The 17,324-nt window shown below is 69.5% G+C and carries 14 protein-coding genes and 1 pseudogene; 11 read left to right on the top strand and 4 right to left on the bottom strand.

Going from position 1 to position 17,324, the window contains the following annotated elements; genetic code table 11:
• Window positions 1–21: 21 nt before the first annotated feature.
• Window positions 22–1,683: a type 2 periplasmic-binding domain-containing protein gene (locus E0H50_RS29370; RefSeq protein ID WP_131293779.1), complete on the bottom strand. Its 1,662-nt coding sequence runs from the start codon at window positions 1,681–1,683 to the stop codon at window positions 22–24.
• A gap of 108 nt (window positions 1,684–1,791) precedes the next feature.
• On the opposite strand from E0H50_RS29370, the gene E0H50_RS29365 reads away from it, so the two are divergent.
• Window positions 1,792–2,982 (top strand): ROK family transcriptional regulator, encoded by a 1,191-nt coding sequence (locus E0H50_RS29365; protein ID WP_131293778.1) that lies wholly within the window; start codon window positions 1,792–1,794, stop codon window positions 2,980–2,982.
• Window positions 2,983–3,216: 234 nt separating this feature from the next.
• Window positions 3,217–6,096 carry a glycoside hydrolase family 3 protein gene (locus E0H50_RS29360; RefSeq protein WP_131293777.1) on the top strand — a complete coding sequence of 960 codons (2,880 nt, stop codon included), beginning with the start codon at window positions 3,217–3,219 and terminating at the stop codon, window positions 6,094–6,096.
• Here E0H50_RS29360 and E0H50_RS29355 read toward each other — a convergent pair.
• Entirely contained in the window at window positions 6,033–6,797 is a 765-nt protein-coding gene (locus E0H50_RS29355; RefSeq protein ID WP_131293776.1) for a MerR family transcriptional regulator, read from the bottom strand. The two genes, E0H50_RS29360 and E0H50_RS29355, sit on opposite strands and share 64 nt — an antisense overlap.
• 103 nt (window positions 6,798–6,900) lie before the next feature.
• On the opposite strand from E0H50_RS29355, the pseudogene E0H50_RS43980 reads away from it, so the two are divergent.
• From E0H50_RS43980 to E0H50_RS29340, 4 genes and pseudogenes are all read left to right on the top strand, one after another.
• A pseudogene (locus E0H50_RS43980) lies at window positions 6,901–7,393 on the top strand (ATP-binding cassette domain-containing protein); the annotation flags it as partial.
• Between the two features lie 36 nt (window positions 7,394–7,429).
• Window positions 7,430–7,894 (top strand): hypothetical protein, encoded by a 465-nt coding sequence (locus tag E0H50_RS43975; RefSeq protein WP_238151342.1) that lies wholly within the window; start codon window positions 7,430–7,432, stop codon window positions 7,892–7,894.
• The gene (locus E0H50_RS29345) at window positions 7,891–8,661 is read left to right on the top strand and encodes an ABC-2 family transporter protein (protein WP_165547336.1); all 771 of its coding nucleotides are present in this window, start codon (window positions 7,891–7,893) and stop codon (window positions 8,659–8,661) included. The genes E0H50_RS43975 and E0H50_RS29345 overlap by 4 nt, the downstream gene beginning before the upstream one ends.
• Window positions 8,661–9,443 carry an ABC transporter permease gene (locus tag E0H50_RS29340; RefSeq protein WP_238151385.1) on the top strand — a complete coding sequence of 261 codons (783 nt, stop codon included), beginning with the start codon at window positions 8,661–8,663 and terminating at the stop codon, window positions 9,441–9,443. The genes E0H50_RS29345 and E0H50_RS29340 overlap by 1 nt, the downstream gene beginning before the upstream one ends.
• A gap of 1 nt (window position 9,444) precedes the next feature.
• On the opposite strand, the gene yicI is transcribed toward E0H50_RS29340, so the two are convergent.
• Window positions 9,445–11,499 carry an alpha-xylosidase gene (gene yicI, locus E0H50_RS29335; protein WP_131293773.1) on the bottom strand — a complete coding sequence of 685 codons (2,055 nt, stop codon included), beginning with the start codon at window positions 11,497–11,499 and terminating at the stop codon, window positions 9,445–9,447.
• Window positions 11,500–11,623: 124 nt separating this feature from the next.
• On the opposite strand from yicI, the gene E0H50_RS29330 reads away from it, so the two are divergent.
• The 5 genes from E0H50_RS29330 to E0H50_RS43970 all read left to right on the top strand — a co-directional run bounded on the left by E0H50_RS29330 (window position 11,624) and on the right by E0H50_RS43970 (window position 16,732).
• Window positions 11,624–12,301 carry a response regulator transcription factor gene (locus E0H50_RS29330; protein ID WP_131293772.1) on the top strand — a complete coding sequence of 226 codons (678 nt, stop codon included), beginning with the start codon at window positions 11,624–11,626 and terminating at the stop codon, window positions 12,299–12,301.
• Between the two features lie 132 nt (window positions 12,302–12,433).
• Window positions 12,434–13,729, top strand: coding sequence for a sensor histidine kinase (locus E0H50_RS29325; protein ID WP_420323264.1), 1,296 nt, complete (start codon window positions 12,434–12,436; stop codon window positions 13,727–13,729).
• A 55-nt stretch (window positions 13,730–13,784) separates the two neighbouring features.
• Window positions 13,785–14,429: a LysE family translocator gene (locus tag E0H50_RS29320; protein WP_131293770.1), complete on the top strand. Its 645-nt coding sequence runs from the start codon at window positions 13,785–13,787 to the stop codon at window positions 14,427–14,429.
• A 34-nt stretch (window positions 14,430–14,463) separates the two neighbouring features.
• Window positions 14,464–14,658, top strand: a complete 195-nt coding sequence (locus tag E0H50_RS29315) for a DUF1918 domain-containing protein (RefSeq protein WP_238151341.1) — start codon at window positions 14,464–14,466, stop codon at window positions 14,656–14,658.
• Window positions 14,659–14,785: 127 nt separating this feature from the next.
• Window positions 14,786–16,732, top strand: coding sequence for an HNH endonuclease signature motif containing protein (locus E0H50_RS43970; RefSeq protein WP_238151340.1), 1,947 nt, complete (start codon window positions 14,786–14,788; stop codon window positions 16,730–16,732).
• Here the strand turns inward: E0H50_RS43970 and E0H50_RS29300 are convergent.
• A complete protein-coding gene (locus E0H50_RS29300) occupies window positions 16,729–17,313 on the bottom strand; it encodes a superoxide dismutase family protein (protein WP_131293769.1) in 585 nt (194 codons plus the stop codon). The two genes, E0H50_RS43970 and E0H50_RS29300, sit on opposite strands and share 4 nt — an antisense overlap.
• Window positions 17,314–17,324 lie beyond the last annotated feature (11 nt).

Here is a 17,324-nt window from a genome sequence, read left to right as displayed (position 1 = left end):
CTGGCACCGCGCACGCGCACCCTACCGACCGTTGTCACTGAGGACCTTCGCGTAGAAGTCGCGGCCTTCGTTGCCGCCGTTGTCCTGCCACTGCTTGACGGCGGTCTTCAGCTCGCTGAGCGGCTTGCGGCCACGGAGGATGTCCTGGAGAGCGTCGTCGAACGGCTGATTGAGCGCCGCCATCTTGGCCGGCTGCTCGACCCGGATGCCGTCGAACAGGTTCTTCTCCCGGACCTTCGCCGCCGCGTTCTGCCAGGCACTCAACGACTGGACGTACCCCGGGTACTCGCTCTGGGTGATCGCCGTCGGCCGGCCACCCAGGAAAATGTACGTCTGCGAGACCTCCTTCTGTCCCAGTGCAGTGAGCTTCGGCGCTCCGGAAGGCTGTTTGACATAGTGCTTGCCTTCGACGCCGTAGTTGTAGAGCTGGTACTCCTCGGTCCCGAACGGCGCCGCCGTGTAGTTCAGCACGCCGAGCAACTCCTTGACGCGCTCCTTGCCGACCCCCTTCTTCACGAACGTGAAGATGCCGGCCGGGTCACCGCCCCAGGTGATCGGCGTACCGCCGTCGTGAGCGAACGGCAGCGCCGGTTGCGGGTTGAACTTCGGGTTGATCGGCAACTGCCGCTGCAGCGACTCGTTCCAGCCACCCAACCCATCCTGCCGGATCAGCATCTTGCCACCCTCGAACAGCGCCTTCTCATCCGCCGAGTTGCCAACCACGTCCGGATGCACGTAGCCCGCCTGGAACAGCCCGCGGACGAAGGCCACCGACTCCGCGTACTCCGGCGTCTCGATCTTGTGCACCAGGTTGCCGCTGGAGTCCTTGCGCCAGCCGGCCGGCGCACCGAATGCCCGGGCCATCTCGTCGGCGACCGAGCCGAACGCCCAGCGACCGGCCTTGGCGTCGGTCAGTTGCTTGCCCAGCGCCAGCATGTCGTCGGCGGTCTTCGGCGGCTCCGCGCCGACCTGGTCCAAGAGGTCCTTGCGGTAGAACAGCGCCCACGGGAACCCGTCCGACGGGAACGGCACCGCCTTCAGCTGTGAGTTCCAGACGCCGTACGCCCAGGCCCGGGTCGGCAGGTTGGCCAGCATCGGGTACGCCGACACCTTGTCGCCGGCCAGGTGCGGCGTGAGGTCCTCGAACAGCTTGTCCGCGGCCTGGCCGAACCGGGTCAGGCTGGAGATGTTCCAGCCCGGGATGCAGAGCAGCTCCGGAATGTTGCCGGCCGCAAGGATCGGCCCGAGCTTGTCGCCGTAGTCGTTGCCGTTCAGGATGTTGAACTTGACCGGCGCGCCGATCCGCTCGTTGTTCGCCGCGAAGTACGAATTGCCGGTGAGCGGCGGGATCGGGCTCCACAGCGGCGTCATCGCCGACACTTCCTTGCCGCTCGGCACCATCTTGTCCGGCACCGCCCGCTTCAGCTCGGCCGGATAGTGCGAGAAGCCCGGCGAGGCGCCGTTCTCGCCCGGCAGGTCGGGCTTGACCGACTCGTACGGGATGTACTTCGGCAGCAGGCCGGACAGCTTGTCCTCGGTCTCGGCGCGTCCCGTCGTACTGGACCCCGAACCGCCGTCCGAGCATCCGGTCAGCGTCGCCCCGCCCGCGGCCGCCGCCGCGCCGACGCCGAGCAGGGAGATGAAGGTGCGGCGGCTGGTGCCGCCGATCTCTGGTCCGGTCACGTCGCATCCCCTAGACTTAGTTGGGCTAGTAGCCAAACAAATTAACGCAGAGCCGACAGCACGACAAGGTGTAGAACTGACCAAGAACTTCTTTCGACGGGACGGACCTTGAGCACACAGACCGCGGACCACACCGACATCCGCGCCACCAACCTGGCGGCGGTGCTCGGCTACCTGCGCCGGGAAGCCCCCTGCTCACGGGCCGCCATCGCGGCCGGGACCGGGCTGAACAAGGCGACCGTGACGAGCATCGTCGGCGACCTGCTGGACCGCCGGCTGGTCCGCGAGACGCAGCAGACCCAGAACCACGTCGGCCGCCCGGCGACGCTGCTCGTGCTCGACGGTTCCGCGTACGCGACGATCGGGCTCGAGGTCGGCGCCCGCGGCCTGACCGCACTCGGCTGCGACGCGGCCGGTGAGCAGATCCTGCGCTGGCATCGCGCCGGTCCGGGCGTCGACGCCGGCCCGGCGAAGACGATCGCCGCCGTGGTCGCGCTGGCCCGCCGGGCGATCACGACGGTCCAGTCCTCCGGCCGGCAGGTCCTCGGCATCACCGTCGGCGTCCCCGGCCTGGTCAATCGCGACGGCGCCGTCGTCCTCGCGGCCGGCCTCGGCTGGAGCGACGTACCGCTACGGGCCGAGCTCGCGGCCGCGCTCGGACGGCCGGACATCCCGGTGACGGTGGACAACGACGCGTCCCTCGGCGTGCTGGCCGAGCACCTCTACGGGCCGTACGCCGGTACGCCGAACCTCATCCAGCTCACCGGCGACACCGGGGTCGGCGCGGGCATCATCGCCGACGGCCGGCCGCTCGCCGGACATCTCGGGTACGTCGGCGAGATCGGGCACCTCCGCCTGGTTCCGGACGGACCGGCGTGCGGTTGCGGACGTCGTGGCTGTCTCGAGGCGCTGGCGAGTCTGCCGGCGATCCTGGAGCAGGTCGACGGCAGCATCGACGACGACCCGCAGCACCAGCTCGAGACCCTGATCCGGCGCGCCGACGCCCAGGACCCGGCCGTCACGAAGGTGCTCACCGAGGCCGGCACCCACCTCGGCCACGGGATCGCGGCGCTGGTCAACATCCTCAATCCCGAGGTCGTGCTGCTCGGCGGGGCCTACGCCCTGCTCGCCGGCCACCTCTCCCCCGCCATCGACAAGGCACTCCGCGAAGCCACCATCGCCCCCGACGCCGGCGGCTGCACCATCGCCGCCTCGACCTTCCCGCACACCGCCACTCCCCTGGGCGCCACCGCCCACGCCCTGACTCCCTTGAACCAGGGCCGCCTCCCAACCCGCTAACCACACCAGCACCCGCGCACACCCGCGCAGACCTGCACCGCACCCGACCGCACCTCCGTCCGCACCCGCGCCGCCCGGGGAAAGCGCATGCCCTTCTCGCTTCGCCAAGGTCTTGACCATGCGCGTCCGGGATGCAACCCTCTGTTCACGCCCGTCTGTCGAAGCGCTTCGACCAGCTTCCGCCGCCCGGTTGAATCGAAGCGCTTCGACACCAGCCCGTGGAGTCGACCGCCGATGAGTACTCCAGCTCCTCCCCCGTTCCGCGACCCGGCCCGGCCGATCGACGCCCGGATCGACGACCTGCTCGCCCGGCTCACCCCCGACGAGAAGGTCGCGTTCCTGCACCAGTACCAGCCGCCCGTCGCCCGGCTCGGCCTGGAGACGTTCCGGACCGGCACCGAGGCCCTGCACGGTGTCGCCTGGCACGGTCCGGCGACCGTGTTCCCGCAGGCGATCGGCCTGGCCGCGAGCTGGAGCCCCGACCTCGTGCGCGCGGTCGGCGCGGCGGTCGGGGACGAAGTCCGCGTGTTCCACCAGAAAGACCCGGCCGGCGTCGGCCTCAACGTCTGGGCGCCGGTCGTCAACCCGTTGCGCGACCCGCGCTGGGGCCGCAACGAGGAGGGGTACGCCGAGGATCCCTGGCTGACCGGGGTGATCGCGACCGCGTACGGACACGGTCTGGCGGGCGACCACCCGACGTACCTGAAGACCGCTCCGACACTGAAGCATTTCCTTGCCTACAACAACGAGACCGACCGGTGCACGACCTCGAGCAACCTGCCGCCCCGGGTCCTGCACGACTACGAACTGCCCGCGTTCCGCGCTCCGATCGAGGCGGGCGCGGCGGTCGCGGTGATGCCGTCGTACAACCTGGTGAACGGACGGCCCGCCCACCTCAGCCCGCTGATCAACGACGTCCTGCGCCCGTGGACGACCGACGAGGTGCTGGTCGTCAGCGACGCGTACGCGCCGGCCAACCTGTTCGGCCTGCAGCAGTACCTGCCCGACGGACCGACCGCGTACGCCGCCGCACTGAAGGCGGGCGTGGACAGCTTCACCCAGGACGGCACCGACGCCACCGCGACCATCGAACGGTTGACGACGGCCCTCGACCGCGGGCTGATCACGCTCGCGGATCTCGACACCGCCGTACGGCGAGCGCTCGCGATCCGGTTCCGCCTGGGCGAATTCGACGACCTCGACCCGTACGCGGCGCTCGAACCCGAGCTGGTCAACTGCCCCGCCCATCGCCGGCTCGCGCAGGAGGCGGCCCGGCAGGCGATCGTGCTGCTCAAGCACGACGAGCAGGTCCTTCCCCTCGGCCCTTCGACCCGCGTCGCCGTGGTCGGCCCGCTCGCGGGCACGCTCTCGGAGGACTGGTACGCCGGGACGTTGCCCTATCAGGTGACCGCGCTGGACGGCCTCCGGGAACGGCTCGGCCAGGTCGAGTACTGCGAGGGCGTCGATCGGATCACGCTCCGGATCGCGGGCTCGGCGTCGTACCTGTGCGTCGGCGCCGACGCCGTACTGCGGACCGGCGCGGACGCCGGCGAGTTCGATCTCTTCGACTGGGGTGGTGACGCGTGGGCGCTGCGCTCGGTGCGGAACGGCCGGCATCTGACGGTCACCGACGACGGTGAGCTGGTCGCGGACCAGCCCGGACCGAACGGCTGGGAGGTCAAGCAGACCTTCAGGCTCGTGCAGTCGTCGAACACCGTCCTGATCCAGCACCTGCACAGCGGCCGGTACCTCCAGGTCGACTCGGACGGCGCTGTCGGCCTCGCCGATGACGGGACCGCCTTCGAGCTCGATGTGGTGATCGACGGCGCGGCGACAGCCGCCGAGCTGGCCGCCCGCGCCGACGTCGCGATCGTTGTCGCGGGCAACCACCCGCTGGTGAACGGTCGCGAGACCGAGGACCGCGAGACGCTGGACCTGCCGCCGGCGCAGGACCGGCTGATCCGGCAGGTGCACGCGGCGAACCCACGGACGGTGCTGGTGCTGAGCAGCAGCTACCCGTACGCGATCGGCTGGGCGCAGCAGCACCTGCCCGCGATCCTGTGGTCCGCGCACGGCGGGCAGGAGTACGGTCACGCGCTCGCCGACGTACTCCTCGGCGACCACGACCCCGCGGGCCGGCTGACGCAGACCTGGTACCACTCGGCCGCGGACCTGCCCGGCCTGCTCGACTACGACATCATCGCGACGGACGCGACGTACCTGTACTACCGAGGCACACCGCTCTACCCCTTCGGCCACGGCCTCAGCTACACCACCTTCGCGTACGGCGACCTGCGGCTGAGCACACCGTCGACGCCGGCGGACGGCGAGGTCCGTGTCTCGTTCACCGTCACGAACACCGGCGATCGACCCGGGACCGAGCTCGCTCAGCTGTACACACGGCAGCAGCGCTCGCGGGTCAAGCAACCGCTCCGTCAGCTACGCGGTTTCCGCCGGGTCACCCTGGAACCGGGCGAGACCGTCGAGGTCGAGCTGACCGTCACCGCGGCCGACCTCGGATTCTGGGACGTGACCCGAGACCAGCGCTGCGTCGAGACGGCCCGCCACAGCATCATGGTCGGCCGGTCCAGCACCGACCTCCGTCTGACCGCGACCCTCGACGTGCGCGGCGACCAGATCCCACCGCGAACGCTCGCCCACCTCGCCGCCACCAGCTTCGACGACTACTGCGCGATGACCATGACCACCGCCACCCGCGATCGCGGCGACGCTGTCATCTCACTGGAACCCGAAGCCTGGCTGGCTTTCGACGACATCGACCTCAAGCCAACGCAGTACCACGCCCGAGCCGCCAACCGCGGCAACTCCCCCGCCACCATCACCTTCCGCCTGGACGACCCGCTCCACGGCCAACTACTCGGCACCCTGCAAGTGCTGCCCACGGACGGCTTGGTCTCGATCGCCGGCGATCTGCAGCTCGACAGTACGTATACGCCCACTAGCGGCGACCGCGCCGCGGCGCACGCCGGGAATCCGGCTCAGCCACCGGGCAGTGGACATATACGTACTGTCGAGCTGACGCACACCCTCTACGTCGTGTTCTCGGCGGCCGGCGTGGTCCTCGAGGGATTGGCTGCCCGCCAGTCCAGGTAGGCGACCAGGGCCGCGTCCGCTCGGAGCCTCGCGAGGCTGCGGTCGTGCAGTTCGGCGTCGCGCCGGTTGAGCTCGGCGCCGACTCTCTCGGGGCGGCCGTCCGGTGAGGAGTGCATCTCGTCGATCGCCGCGCGGATGATCGTCATCGAGAAGTTCCCTTCGCGCAACAGGCGCACGAGATGGGCATCGCGCGCGGCGGCGACGTCGTACCTGCGATAGCCGGTGGTCCGTTCGCGGACCGGGCGCACGAGTCCGGAGCGTTCCCAGAAGCGCAGCGCCGACGTACGAACGCCCAGCAGGTTCGCCAGTTGGCCGATCCGCAGCGGGGCGTCCTGCCGGGCGATCTGGGCGAGCGCGGCCGCCATCCGCGGATCGGCGTCGAGAGGATGCGTGACGACGACCTCGAAAGCCCGCAGGGCCTGCTGGATCCGTTCCCGTTCCTGGTCCAGCGCGGCGTGGGCATGATCGACGCTCGCCACCGCGGTCCGCAGATCGTCGCGGTGCACCGCCGCCAGGATCGTCACGGCGGCGTCCCAGCCGTAGGCACGCACGAGTACCCGCGCTGCCGTCAGCGCCTGCCGGTGCGACTCGTCGAACTCCCGGTACCCGGCGGGGGTCCGGCTCGCCAGTGGCAGCAGTCCGGCCTGCTCGTAGTTGCGCACCTGCTGGACCGAGATCCCGGCCTCCCGGGCGAGCGTCACCCCGCGCACAGTCCTTGACGCACCATTTGAGGGTTTCTCCACGTGCACTCCAAGCAGATCCGCGGCAAACAGTCAAACTCAACTTCAACGATAAACTTTAAGCATGGACGCCGTGGAAGTGGAAGAACTGTCGATGACGTACCGCGTCCCGGTCCGCGACGGCGGCCTCGTCGCGGCCGCCCGCGCGCTGGTCCGGCGGCAGTATCGCGACGTCGAAGCGGTCCGTGCCCTCAGCTTCGGGATCCCGGCCGGACAGGTCGTGGGGTTCCTCGGCCGGAACGGGGCCGGCAAGACGACCACGCTGAAGGTCCTCGCCGGGATCCTGCACCCGACCAGTGGACGGGTCCGGGTGCTGGGCCAAGTCCCGTGGCGACGGCACAACCAGTACCTCCGCGAGATCGCCCTGATCCGGGGAAGTCAGCCGATCGGCGACGCACCCGAGCTCACCGTGCTGGACTCGTTCCACTACCAGCAGGTCCTCTACGACATCTCCGACGGCGACTTCAGACGCAACCTGGCCGAGCTCAGCGAGCTGCTGGACCTGGACGGCATCCTGCAGCGACAGGTCCGCGCTGAGCCTCGGCGAGCGCATGAGGGCGGGCCTCGCGCTCGCGCTGGTCTACCGCCCGAGGGTGCTCTTCCTCGATGAGCCCACCATCGGGCTCGACGTCTCGGCGGCGAAGACCATCAGAACCTTCGTCGCCGAGTACTCCGCCCGGACCGGTGCGACCGTGCTGCTGACGAGTCACACGATGGCCGACGTCGAATCGCTGTGTCCGCGACTGATCCTCGTGGACGACGGAGCGATCGCGTTCGACGGGCGTCGCGACGAACTCGGCGCACTGTTCGCCCCGACCAAGCTGATCCGGGTGACCGTGATCGACGACGATCCGGACCTGTCGCCGTACGGCGAGGTTCTGCGGCGCGACGGCAACCAGTGGCTGTTGCGGGTCACCCGCGACGTCGTACCTGCCACGACCGCCCGGCTGCTGGACCGATTCGCGGTCGCGGACCTGTCGGTCGAGGAACCGTCGCTCGAGAACGTGATGGACCAGGCCTACCGCAGCCTGCGGCGGACGAAGGACATCGCGTCGTGAACCGCATCCTGCGACTCGTCCGGCTGGAGATCTGGCGCCAGGTCATCGGGTGGTCGGGTGCCTGGTGGTTCATCGTCACCTTGGTGCTCGGACAGGCCGTCGCCCCGCTGCTCGGGCTCTTCGTCTGGCGGCAGGTCCCTGGCGCGGGTCCTCAGATCGGCAGTTACTACCTCGCCGTCATCGGTGTGGCCCTGCTGACCGCGTCGTTCGAGAACCACACCTTCGCGCAGGCGATCTACAACGGTGGCATCGCTGCGGCGCTCCTGCGACCGCAGCCCGCCGTGATCGGGCCCTTGGGCGAGAACCTGGCGATCCGCCTCTGGATGTTCGTTCTCGGGATCCCTCTGCTCGCCGTGGTCGGGTTCGCGACCGGCGTGAACTTCACACCCCTTGCGGTACTGGCCGCCGTACCGGCACTCGTGCTCGCGGCCGTCCTGCACTTCTTGTTCGTGTGGTCGCTGGCGATGGCGGCGTTCTGGACCGAGCGAGTTCACGCGGTGGTTGCCTTCGGCACCGTCTTGGTCTTCCTGCTCGGCGGTTCCGCCGCGCCGAACGCACTCCTCCCCGATCCGCTGCGGACGATCGCCCAGGTCCTTCCGTTTCGATCCATGCTCGGTTTTCCGGCCGAGCTGGCGACCGGCTCCCTGTCATCCGCGGACGCGGCGGCGGGGTACACGGTGGCGGTGCTGTGGACAGTGGTTCTGGCCGGCTGTGCCGTCGGCGCCTGGCGTCTCGGCATCCGCCGCTACAGCACCGTGGGGGCGTGATGAGAGTCGCCCGGTTGTTCGGTACGGCGTTCTCGCTGTCGCTGCGACGTGCCTTGGCCTACCGGACGAACCTGTTCTTCGATGCGGTCCTGGCCTTCGTCGACCTGACCGCGTCGGTCGCCACGATCGGCCTCGTCTTCACGCAGACAGGTCTGCTCGCCGGTTGGACCGCCGGACAGATGCTCGCCTTCACCGGCACCTACGCGCTCATCACCGGTCTCCGGGCGGCGTTCCTGGACCCGAGCCTCGCGGACTTCGCCCAGCAGATCCGCGACGGCCGCCTCGACGCGTACCTGCTCCGGCCGGCGAACAGCGTCGTACTCGCGACCTGTACCCGGCACGCGCCGCTCGCCCTCGTGCAGAGTCTGCTCGGCGTCGGCGTGATCATCGTCGGACTGCGCGAACTGGGCCGGGTTCCATCGCCTGCCGCCGTGACCGGATGGGCGTTGCTCACCCTGATCGGGCTGCTGATCGGCTGGGCCACGTCGGTCGGCCTCGCCGCGCTGGCGTTCTGGGCACCGCGGCTCAGCCTCGGCGTACTGCACGGCGCCGCCTGGCAGACCGGACGCTACCCGGTCGACATCTACGGACGGTGGCTCCGACGACTCCTGACGTTCGCGTTCCCGGTCGCAGCCATCACGACCTGGCCTGCCCAGAGCCTCACCCGAGGACCTGGCCCCGGCGTCCTGCTCACGGCGATCCTGCTCGGAGGTGTCTTCACGGCCGCGACCCTGCTCCTGTGGCAGCTAGGTGTACGGCGCTACACGGGCGCAACCTCGTAGCTCACGTTTCGTCGCGCAGTGAGCGCTCGACGGCGACCGGGTCGGCCAGCTGGATCTCCGCGCCCTCGCGGACGTACAACGGCAAACTGTCGAAGCCGTGCGTCTGCTGGATCCACGCCGGACCGGTCGCCACCTCACCGGTCAGCAACGACGTCCACCGCCCGCGCGGCAAGTAGAAGGAGACCGTGCCGTCGAAGCTCATCACCGGGGCGACGAGGAGGTCCGGGCCGAGCATGTACTGGCGGTCCAGGTAGGCGACCGCGGGGTCGTCCGGGAACTCCAGGACCATCGGGCGCATCATCGGCACGCCGTCACGATGGGCTTCTTCGGCAGTCGCGACCAGATACGGCATCAGCGACAGCTTCAGCTTGGTGAACTTCCGCAGTACGTCGACCGCTTCCTCGTCGAACGCCCACGGCACCCGGTACGACGACGAGCCGTGCAGCCGGGAGTGCGACGAGAGGAGCCCGAACGCGACCCACCGCTTGAAGATCGCGGGGTCCGGCGTGCCCTCGAACCCGCCGATGTCGTGACTCCAGTAGCCGAATCCCGACGAGGCCAGCGACAACCCGCCGCGCAGTGATTCCGCCATCGCCTCGAACGTCGACTCGCAGTCGCCGCCCCAGTGCACGGGGAACTGCTGACCACCGGCCGTCGCGGAGCGGGCGAACAACACCGCCTCACCGGCGCCCCGGTTCTCCTCCAACAGCCCGAAGACAGCGGCGTTGTAGAGCTGCGCGTAGTAGTTGTGCATCCGCTCCGGATCGGAACCGTCGTACCAGGCGACATCGGTCGGGATGCGTTCGCCGAAGTCGGTCTTGAAGCAGTCGACGCCGATGCCGATCAGGGCCTGCAGCTTCGAGCGGAACCAGGCCGTCGCGTCCGGGTTGGTGAAGTCGACGATCGCCATCCCCGCCTGCCACATGTCCCATTGCCAGACCGAGCCGTCCGGGCGCTTCAGCAGGTACCCGAGCCGGCGGCCCTCCTCGAACAGCACCGAGCGCTGCGCGATGTACGGGTTGATCCACAGGCTGACCCGCAGACCGCGCTCCTTGAGGCGGCGGACCATCCCGGCCGGGTCCGGGAACGCCACGGGGTCCCAGATGAAGTCGCACCAGTTGAACTGACGCATCCAGAAGCAGTCGAAGTGGAAGACGCTCAGCGGCAGGTCCCGCGCCGCCATCCCGTCGACGAACGCGCTCGTGGTCTCCTCGGTGTAGTCCGTGGTGAACGACGTCGACAACCACAACCCCATCGACCACGCCGGGACGCGGGCGGGTCGTCCGGTGAGGGCGGTGTAGCGGCGCAGCACGTCTTTCGGCGTCGGGCCGGCGAAGACGTAGTACGCGAGCTCTTCGCCTTCGACGCTGAACTGGTTGCGGGACGTGACCTCCGAGCCGACCTCGAACGACACGCGGGCAGGGCTGTCGACAAGGACGCCGTACCCCTTGCTGCTCAGGTAGAAGGGGACGTTCTTGTACGCCTGCTCGCTCGACGTACCACCGTCGGCGTTCCAGCTGTCGACCACCTGCCCGTTCTTCACGAACGCGCCGAAGCGCTCGCCGAGCCCGTAGATCGTCTCGCCGACCCCGAGCGCCAGCTGTTCATGGACGTACCGCTTGCCGTCGGCATCGGTGATCAGGCCGACGCTGCGCTCGCCCGAGTTCGTCAGCGGCGTCCCATCCTGCTCGAAGCGCACGTCCCACGGTCCTTCGAGCGCGATCACCACGCTCAGCTCACCGGACGTCAGCCGCGCCTCGGTCGCGCCGACCTCGACCTTCACCGGATGCTCGTCGTCGGTGTTCAGCCGGTACGACGGGCGCGCGGGCAAGCCCCCGAGATGGTGCGCGATCCGGACACCGATCACGCCGCGGGCGGGCGAGCTGAACGTCACCGTGAACATCGGCTGGTTGAGCGTGTCACCGCGCCGCTCGATCCGCCGGACCGGCGCGAACACCGTCAGGTCCCGGTCCCCCGCCCGCACACTCTCGACCTCGGCCGGCCGCAACCGCGTGAGCCCTGCCCGCAACTGCCAGTACCCATCGGTGAACTTCATCGCGGAGCCTCTCTGGGCGGGCGGGTTATCGAAGCGCTTCGACAACCGTAGGTACGGCGACTTCACGGCGTCAAGTTGTGGCCCTCTCAGCGGACTCTCAGCGGTCTGCGGTGACACTGTGAACATGCGAGTGCTGATGGTCGAGGACGAACTGCGGCTGGCCGACACGGTGCACCGTGGGCTGACGGACGCCGGTTTCGTGGTGGAGCTGGTGCACGACGGCGAGAACGCGGTGTGGGCAGCGACCGAGCACAACTACGACGTGATCGTGCTGGACATCATGCTGCCGAAGCTCAACGGGTACCGCGTGCTCGAGCTGCTCCGGGCGCGCGGGATCTGGACGCCGGTGCTGATGCTGACCGCGAAGGACGGCGAGTACGACCAGACCGACGCGTTCGACCTCGGCGCCGACGACTACCTGACCAAACCGTTCAGCTTCCTGGTCCTGGTCGCCCGGTTGCGGGCGCTGATCCGGCGCGGCGGCCCGGAGCGTCCGGTGGTGCTGACGGCCGGCGACCTGACGCTCGACGTGGCCCGGCGCCGGGTGGAGCGCAACGGGCGCGAGATCACCCTCACGCCCCGCGAGTACGGGCTCCTGGAGTTCCTGATGCGGCACCGCGGGGACACCGTCAGCAAGACCGAGATCCTGGCCGGGGTCTGGGATCCGGCGTTCGACGGCGATCCGAACGTCGTCGAGGTGTACGTGCGCTACCTGCGCAAGAAGATCGACACCCCGTTCGCGCGTCACGCCATCGAGACCATCCGGGGCATGGGCTACCGCATGAACCCCGAAGGCGGCTGAGCGACACTAGGGTGCGTGAGCACGGTGGTGCGACGTCGCAAGGACGGGTGGTACCGGACCGCCGGCGGTCTGCGGCAGGCCAGTGTGCGGAGCCGTTCGACCGCGGCCGCGGTGATCGTGGTCGCCGTAGCGATGATGCTCGGCGCGGCTGCGCTGCTGCTGCTCCTGCAGCGCGCGCTGATCACCGAGGTCTCCGATGCCGCTGACGGTCGCGTCGGCGACATCGCCCGGCAGGTCAGCGCGAAGGGTACGGCGGGACTCGCGACCGACCTCGGCGAGACGACGCGTCCAGGTCAGCTGATCCAGGTTCTGGACCCGTCCGGCCGGGTCGTCGCAGCCTCGTCGACGCGGGTCGACACCACCCCGCTGACCGACCTGCGGCCGCCGGCCGACGCGCTGCTGCGGTCCCAGGTCGGTGAGATGCCGCTGATCGACGACGACCACTCGTTCCTGATCGTCGCGCAGGGAGCGGCGTACGACGGCCGCACGTACACCGTGGTGGTCGCGTCGTCGGTGGAGACCCAGCGGCAGACGGTCGTCACCGTGGCGAAGTACCTGGCGATCGGGTTCCCGGCGTTGCTGATCGTCGTCGGCGTTGCCGGGTGGCTGATGGTCGGGCAGGCACTGCGGCCGGTGGAACGGATCCGCGGCCGGGTGCAGCGCATCGGCACCCGGGACCTGACCGAGCGGGTTCCGGTGCCGCAGACCCGGGACGAGATCGCGCGGCTCGCGGTCACGATGAACGAGATGCTCGACCGGCTGGAGACCGGCCAGGCGACCCAGCGCGCGTTCGTGGCGGACGCCAGCCACGAGTTGCGGTCGCCACTGGCGACGCTGACGGCGGCGTTGGAGGTCATCGAGGCCGACACCACCGGTCAGGCGTGGCACGAGCTGCGTCAGGTGATGGAGACCGAGACCGACCGGATGCGGCAACTGGTCGAGGATCTCCTCCTGCTCGCGAAGGCCGACGACACCGGGATCCGGATGCGGCAGGTCGACGTGGACCTCGACGACCTGGTCGCAGCCGAGATCCAGCGGCTGCGGAGTTCGGCGCCCGACCTGACCGTGACCGGCGACGTGCATCCGGTCCGGGTCGTCGGCGATCCGGCCCGGTTGAGCCAGGTACTGCGGAACCTCGTCGACAATGCCGCCCGCGCCGCGCACGGCACCGTCCACCTGACCACGGCCGAGCAGAACGGGTCCGCGATCATCACGGTGTCCGACGACGGCGACGGGATCCCCGAACAGGATCGGCAACGCGTCTTCGAACGCTTCGTCCGCCTGGACACCAGCCGCTCCCGCACCAGCGGCGGCTCCGGCCTGGGCCTGTCGATCGCCCGCGAAATCACCCGCGCGCACAACGGAACCATCACCCTGACCTCCTCCCCCACCGGCGGCACCACAGCCACCGTCACCCTCCCGAACTGACCACGGACCGAAATCCCGGGCGACCCGGCGGCACCTGTGGGTCAGGATGGAACGTATGGACGTATCGGTGGTGCTCGGGTTCCTGGTGGCGGTCTTCCTGGTCAGCATCGTGCCGGGACCGGACATGCTGTTCATCGTCGCGAACGCCGCGGCCGGTGGGCGACGTACTGGGGTCGTCGCGGCGGCTGGGATGTCGACGGGGCTGGCGGTGCACAGCGTCGCGGCGGCGCTCGGGCTGGGGGCGTTGATCCAGGCGGCGCCGCAGGTTCTGAACGGCGTACGGATCGCGGGGGCGGCGTTCCTGCTCTATCTGGCCTATCTGACCTGGCGTGCGAGCCGGGAGGAGTTCGGGGCACCCGAGGACGCACCGGTACTGCCCCGGCGGACACTGCGGCGGACGTACGTGATGGCGACGCTCACCAACCTGGCGAATCCGAAGGTGATCCTGTTCTACCTGGCGTTCGTTCCGCAGTTCATCACGACCGGGAGCGGCAGCTGGCCGGTGACGCTCCAGTTCCTCGTCCTCGGCGCGGTGTTCATCCTGGTCGGCTTCCCGGTGGATGCGAGTGCGGCGCTGCTGGCCGGCACGCTGACCGAGAAGTTCTTCCGCGCCGGGAGCAGGCTCCGCCGGCGGCTCGAGCGGGTCACCGCGGCGATCTTCGCGGGACTCGCCGCCCGGCTCGCCATCGACATCCACTGAGGAGTGGACCAAGCTGGGTGTGAAGGAGGTGGGTGTGGTGAAAGCTGCAGCAGGAGACCACGTCGTGGTGGAGAGTAGCCACCTGTCGGCACACCGGCGCGAAGGACAGATCGTCGAAGTACACGACCCGAACGGCGCCCCGCCGTACCTCGTGCACTGGACCGACACCGACACCGAGTCACTCTTCTTCCCAGGCCCAGACGCCCACATCGTGCACGCGGACAGCTAGCAGGGCTACCCCGGGCATCTGTGCTTCCTGTGGATAAGTTGACAGGAAGTTGCCAATTGCGGGATCCCTTGCAGATAAGGGCTTTCTGGCTCGAAAACTGTCGGTGGGTGTGTCTAGGGTCTTGGGTATGGCGATCCTGGACGAGCGACCCGTGTGGTCGATGAGCAGCAGCGAGAAGCTGTCTGCCCTCGACGCGACACACGCCGAGATCGCCCGCCTCCAGATCCGCTGCCTGCACCTGACGGCTAGCCTCGACACCGACGGCTACGCCCAAGAACTCGGCGCCCGCGACACCGTGCAACTACTCTCGGTCCGCTACCGGCTGGATCCCGCCGACGTACGCCGAGACCTCCGCCTGGCCCGCGCCCTGCACAAATACCCCACCGTGACCGCGGCCCTGGACACCGGCCACCTAGCCAACCCGGCCAACTCTGCAGACAAGACCCACCTGAACCTGGGACAGGCCGACGCGATCGTCTCCGCGCTCGAGAAAGTGCCGACCTCGGCCGGTGCATCTGCGGAGGACCTACGCGTCGCCGAAGAAGCCATGGTCGAGGCGGCCGGTCTGCTCCCGCCGGGTGACCTGCGCAAGCTCGGCAAAGAGATACGCGAGCGGCTCGACACCGACGGCCCCGAACCCCGCGCCGACGACGAGGACGTATCGTCTCGCGAGGCACTGTGGATCAAACCCGCCGACCGCGGCGTCACCTTCGGCGGCTACCTCGCCGACGAAAACGCCGAACTCCTCCAGACCCTGATCTTCGCCGGCGCCAAACCCCACAAAACCCCCGACGGCGAGCGCGACCCACGTCCCCGCAGCAAACGCCAAGCCGACGCCCTCACCGCGATCCTCACCACCGCCGCCGGCACCGGCACCGCCGTGCCCGGCCACGGCGACATCAAACCCCACATCACCGTCACCATCGACCTCGAAGACCTCAAAACCGCCACCAACACCCACAACCCCGACGACCCAGGCCAAGACGACCCAGGCCAAGGCGACCCAGGCCGGGCGGAGCTCGGCCGGGGCGAGCTGGGCCGGGGCGAGCTGGGCCGGGGAGAACTGGGCCGGGGAGAACTGGTGCACGGCGACACCCTCTCCGCCGCAGCCGTCCGACGACTCGCCTGCGACGCCGGCATCATCCCCCTGGTCCTCGGCTCCAACTCCCAACCCCTCGACGTCGGCACCGAACACCGCTTCGTCACCCGCGCCATCCGCCAAGCCCTCAACACCCGCGACAAAGGCTGCATCGCCTGCGGCGCACCACCCGCCATCTGCGAAGCCCACCACATCACCCACTGGACCGACGGCGGCCCCACCTCCCTCGACAACCTCGCCCTCCTCTGCAAACGCGACCACATCAACGTCCACCAAGGCCGACTCACCATCACCCTCACCAACGGCCACCCCACCGTGACCCGCCCCACCTGGTCCGACCCCGACCCACCACCCCTGCGCCAATCAGCCTGCCCCCTGCGCCCGAAGCTCCGGTCCAAGGCACCCCGCACACCCGACAGGCAACCGCCCGCCGGCCGATCCCCCACGCCCACACGCCCCCGTCCCCCCGTCCCCTCGTCCCTTTCGTTCCCCCTCGTGACCCCACCCCCTCACCCACCCCGCTCCCCACCCTGGTGGACGTCGGACAATCTGGTTGCCGGTCGGCGGGCGTTCCAGCAGGATCGCTCGCATGACCCAGACAGCGGCCCAGACTGCAGCTCAGACAGCGGCCCAGGCAGCGGCCCAACCGGCAGTTCGCCCAGTCGTGCTCCTGACCGGGGTCGGGCGCACCGTTGGCATCGGTGCCGGTATCGCCCGGCGGCTGGCCGCGTCCGGGTGGGACATCGCCTTCAGCTACTGGACGCCGTACGACGATCGCATGCGCTGGGGCCCAACCCCGGGCCGATCGACACCGGCTGGATGGCCGACGAGATCCGCGATGCCTGCCTTCAGCAAACCCCACTCGGCCGCCTGGGCACGCCGCAGGACACCGGCGACCTCGTCGGCTTCCTCTGCTCACCCCAGGGTCAGTGGATCAACGCCCAACTCCTGAAGAGCAATGGCGGCTCGGCCTAGTCCCAGCTCAGCGGGAGGCAGGCGAGGCGGGCGCCGGCGGTGCCGTGGTGGTCGGTCGCGTGCTCGTGAACGACGACGGCGCGGTCGCCCGGTCGCGGCACGAACCGTACGGCGGTTGACGCCGTCGCCGCGCCGCTCGGACCAACGGTGAAGTCGAGCCAGATCTCGCGCTCGTGGTCGACCCGTACCGGCTTGTGGCCGTTGATCACGTCGGTGTTGTAGTGCGGCCCGGCGGCGGCGCCGTCGCCTGCCACGCACGGGCCGGTGTGCAGATGCGCGCCGAACGTGCGGCCGGCCGCCGTACGCCCAACCCCGGTCACCTTCAGCCGAACGGTGGTTCGTGGGCCCTGCGACACCATCACAATCACCGCCCGCGCACTTCCGAACGGCCCGTGCGGCGCCAGCACACGCAGCGGTCCGTTGCTCGTCGCCACGTCCGTCTTTCCCGCCACGGGGATCGCGACCTCACCCGGCGGTACGCCGGGAGGACGCTTCTGGGCCGCTGCCACCGGGCCCGCGAGCACACCGATGACTCCCAGCACCCCGACCGCGGCAAGGACGCAACGCACAGTTCCTGTCATGTCTCCCTCTC

The organism is Kribbella sindirgiensis (genome assembly GCF_004331435.1).
Taxonomy (GTDB): domain Bacteria; phylum Actinomycetota; class Actinomycetes; order Propionibacteriales; family Kribbellaceae; genus Kribbella; species Kribbella sindirgiensis.
This window is presented reverse-complemented; position numbering and strand designations above follow the sequence as displayed.

Coding starts and splice junctions, on each gene's coding strand:
- E0H50_RS29360 (WP_131293777.1), top strand. CDS start 3,217: ATGAGTACTCCAGCTCCTCCCCCGTTCCGCGACCCGGCCCGGCCGATC.
- E0H50_RS29340 (WP_238151385.1), top strand. CDS start 8,661: ATGAGAGTCGCCCGGTTGTTCGGTACGGCGTTCTCGCTGTCGCTGCGA.
- yicI (WP_131293773.1), bottom strand. CDS start 11,499: ATGAAGTTCACCGATGGGTACTGGCAGTTGCGGGCAGGGCTCACGCGG.
- E0H50_RS29330 (WP_131293772.1), top strand. CDS start 11,624: ATGCGAGTGCTGATGGTCGAGGACGAACTGCGGCTGGCCGACACGGTG.
- E0H50_RS29325 (WP_420323264.1), top strand. CDS start 12,434: ATGATGCTCGGCGCGGCTGCGCTGCTGCTGCTCCTGCAGCGCGCGCTG.
- E0H50_RS29320 (WP_131293770.1), top strand. CDS start 13,785: ATGGACGTATCGGTGGTGCTCGGGTTCCTGGTGGCGGTCTTCCTGGTC.
- E0H50_RS43970 (WP_238151340.1), top strand. CDS start 14,786: ATGGCGATCCTGGACGAGCGACCCGTGTGGTCGATGAGCAGCAGCGAG.
- E0H50_RS29300 (WP_131293769.1), bottom strand. CDS start 17,313: ATGACAGGAACTGTGCGTTGCGTCCTTGCCGCGGTCGGGGTGCTGGGA.